This window comes from Achromobacter piechaudii NBRC 102461 (assembly GCF_001571245.1).
Classification (GTDB): Bacteria; Pseudomonadota; Gammaproteobacteria; order Burkholderiales; family Burkholderiaceae_B; genus Achromobacter; species Achromobacter piechaudii.
The window spans coordinates 1-518 of sequence record NZ_BCTK01000030.1 but is presented as its reverse complement, the minus strand read 5'-3'; the positions used below and the strand labels follow the sequence as shown (position 1 = coordinate 518).

Here is a 518-nt window from a genome sequence, read left to right as displayed (position 1 = left end):
TGCTAAAACGTAAAGGCTCTTCCGATTTCGCTCGCCACTACTTTCGGAATCTCGGTTGATTTCTTTTCCTCGAGCTACTGAGATGTTTCAGTTCACCCGGTTCGCTTCCACTAGCCTATGTATTCAGCTAGGGATACTGCATTGCTGCAGTGGGTTTCCCCATTCGGACATCTACGGATCAAAGCTTGTTTGCCAGCTCCCCGTAGCTTTTCGCAGGCTACTACGTCCTTCATCGCCTGTGATCGCCAAGGCATCCACCATATGCACTTAGTCGCTTGATCCTATAACGCTGTAGGCTATAGGACCTGAGTATTAGCGTTTGTGCCGTTCATAAGTTTCAAAGCAGTCTGAGGTTATTCACCCCAGTCTTGAGAACTTGGAACAAAATAATGCAATCACAACCCGTACTTATCTTCGTCGACTTGCGCCGAGTACTTGATAAGTACATTTCGTTGTGCTTCTTCCAGATTGTTAAAGAACGAATATAGCTGTTGAGTAAAACCCAACTCATAACGCTG

General features: G+C 45.9%; 1 rRNA gene. It reads right to left on the bottom strand.

The annotated features are described in order from the left end of the window. Positions 1 to 281 (bottom strand): 23S ribosomal RNA (locus API01S_RS28635); the annotation flags it as partial. Positions 282 to 518: the final 237 nt, after the last annotated feature.